We start from the raw sequence: 2,869 nt of genomic DNA on the forward strand, positions 1-2,869 counted from the left end.
GTGGCGCTCCTATAGAAGTCATCAAACAGTACGTTCAGCAGCAGAGAACACCGCATTAGTCGGCTATCGCCGACGAGCTTACATCCCCGCACTCAAAGTACGGGGTTTTACGCTCAACCGATAAATCCTTAAAGAACTGCCCTGCATTGAAACTACCGTCCTTAAAGGAACGTATGCTCAGTCTCGGACAATAAAAAGACAAGATGGCGACGTAAGCTCCGACAAAGCTTTTGCCTCTCCTCCACCGGATTTTGCTTACAACCCCATTCGATTGACCAAGACCACACTGCCCGACGGAACTCAGGATTGGGTAAAGGCTAAAGCTGTTTAATAACAGCCAAGTCAAAGAAGCTTACAGCACCTTTAATGAGGGTGACTGAGGGCTTCGGTCGAAGTCAGAGCAAATCGGGCAACCGTTAGATTACACCAGCCTTCATATCCGGCCAGACTCATGCCCAGCGATTCCATCACATCCAGGGCAAATTCATTCTGAGGAGAGGCAAAGGAGATAATTTCCTTGAAGCCCAGTCTTTTGAACCCCAGCTCGGTCACGGCTTCAGCAGCCTCGATCACCAACCCTCGACCTCGGTACTCCTGACTAAACCGCCAGCTCATCTCCACGCTGTCGCCATAGGCGGCGAACCCACATATGCCAATCAGCTTATTACTCTCTTTTAGGACAACAGCCCAGCGAGACCAGCCTCTCTGGTCAAGTTCAACCTGAAAACGCCAGAGATCGGTTTCAGCTTTGGAGGCAGGAGAGTGTGTACCGTATTGCGGTTCATCATGGGCAGTTCCTCTGATCTCAGCGTACGGCTGTAAATCAACTTCCTGCCAGGTTCTCAGGATCAATCGGGGGGTTTCGGCAACAATCAGCACATGAGACTCCAGAAACTACATGGTCAGGATGGGAGCATTACTCTCAATCAGGCTCCCAAATAAGGTTTAGTCGATTTTCTTGCTTTAACCAGAACCTACGCCCAATAATTAAATGTGTATGCTCTCTTCGACCCTGCCCCGGCAAAAAAAGTTCGGCCGATTAAACGGTTTTTTTTCAGTAACACGATGAACTGACAACCATTGCTCCCTTTGCAAATGGCTCTGACTGTTATTCACAGAATAACCGCCGATGAAACTTAAAGGAGCTTCAGCAACCAAGAGGCCTGACATTGAATCCGAACATTCTGGACTTCCTGAATAGAAAAGATGACAGCTTCAGCTGGCGCTGCCTTGAAACCAGTCACTCTGATGAATTCCCCTCTGTTGCTATCATCCAGCTGGAACTGATCTCCCAGACTTGGCAGGAAGGTATTCAATTTGGCCTTCGTCAACCCCAATGGCAACATCGCCTCACTCTTTACTGGCCAGAAGAGGGTTCTGACCATCCCTGCCTGCTGATGATCAACGGAGGATCAAGGCATGACCCGTCTCTTGAATCCACCCCTGCCAGCCATGTCGACGGTGCACGGTTATGCCAGTTAACAGAAGCTCCGATAGCTATCCTCAGAGATGTACCCAACCAACCCCTGACTTTTCAAGATGGGGTTCCTCGATCTGAAGATGATCTTGTCGCTTTTTCCTGGCAAACCTTTCTGGAAGATCCCGACAACCATGTATTCATGCCTGTTCAATGGCCCATGGTGAAAAGTGTCATCCGGGCCATGGATGCACTGGAAGAATTCAGTGAGAAAGAACTCTCCAGAATCGATGAGTTCATTGTTGCCGGTGCTTCCAAGCGGGGTTGGATTTCATGGTTAACGGCAGCAGCTGACCAAAGAATTATTGCTCTTATCCCACTGGTGATTGATGTACTGAATGTTCAGGCCTGCATCCATCATCACCTGAATGTTTATGGTGGTTTTGCCAGTGCCATCAGCGATTATGCAGACAGTGAACATGACATTCTGTCGGGCCTGGAGTCACCAGGCATGCAACAATTGCTCAATGATATTGATCCCTTTGTTTATCGAGACCAGCTCTTCCTGCCCACTTTTATTGTTAACGCCAGTTCTGATGAATTCTTTCCACCAGACTCTGCACGTTTCTATTACCCAAAATTATCGGAATTAACCTGGCTGAGATACCTTCCTAATGCCAGTCATTACCTGGGCAGAGACAGTGCGGTGAACACAGATGAGATCATGGCCTCTGTCTTTGGTGCACTGCTTTCTGAGCAAGAGATGCCCGCTATGAACTGGAGGCAACTGGATGAAGGCGGTCTGGAAATCAGAACCAGTCTGGAACCCAAAGCCGCCCGGGCCTGGGTTTGCCATAACCCTGCCGCCAGAGACTTCCGAAAAGATACACTGCTACAGGCTGGCTTAAGTTATAGAGCCGCTCACATAAAACCTGTCGACTCATCTCCATGGACTTATCAGTTTTGCCCCGTAAGCCCTGATAAAGGGTGGACTGCATTCTTCATTGAACTGGTCTTCGATAATGCTTCTTATCCGGATCTGATCTTAACGTCAGGAGTCCGAATAACGCCTGACGTTTACCCATAAACGGCCATGAACGAGGAAATTTTTTGCGTCACTCTCCAATATAACAGTGGCAAAACAAACTGTTTTCCACTGTAAAAAGCTAGTCAGACGTTTTTTTCTGATCCCGATGTTCCTTCAGCTTATCTCGCATCTCTTTGCGCAGCTCCCGGTAGGTTTGCATTTGCTGGTCGTTCAGCACCGTTGCTAATTTCTTTTCCGTTTCATCGCCGTTCTCCTTGAGAGCTCTAGGAGCCTGTCAGACTTATGCTTTCGAGCATAAATTTCAGTAGAACGAGTCGACAGTCTTGAGCGTTCTAGACAGCTTCGATGGATTCGTGAGAATAGTTGACCTATTTAATCGAATAATTGGGCCGTTCTTTCTGGAA

The 2,869-nt window shown here is 48.2% G+C and carries 2 protein-coding genes; one reads left to right on the forward strand and one right to left on the reverse strand.

From position 1 onward, the window contains the following. Window positions 1–363 precede the first annotated feature (363 nt). Entirely contained in the window at window positions 364–879 is a 516-nt protein-coding gene (locus ACR2PX_RS22400; RefSeq protein ID WP_434001573.1) for a GNAT family N-acetyltransferase, read from the reverse strand. A gap of 290 nt (window positions 880–1,169) precedes the next feature. Here ACR2PX_RS22400 and ACR2PX_RS22405 point away from each other — a divergent pair, with 290 nt between their 5' ends. After that, complete coding sequence (locus ACR2PX_RS22405; protein ID WP_434001574.1) at window positions 1,170–2,504, forward strand: PhoPQ-activated protein PqaA family protein; 1,335 nt, start codon at window positions 1,170–1,172, stop codon at window positions 2,502–2,504. Window positions 2,505–2,869 lie beyond the last annotated feature (365 nt).

Origin of the sequence: Endozoicomonas sp. (genome assembly GCF_051008435.1) — a bacterium.
Taxonomy (GTDB): domain Bacteria; phylum Pseudomonadota; class Gammaproteobacteria; order Pseudomonadales; family Endozoicomonadaceae; genus Endozoicomonas_A.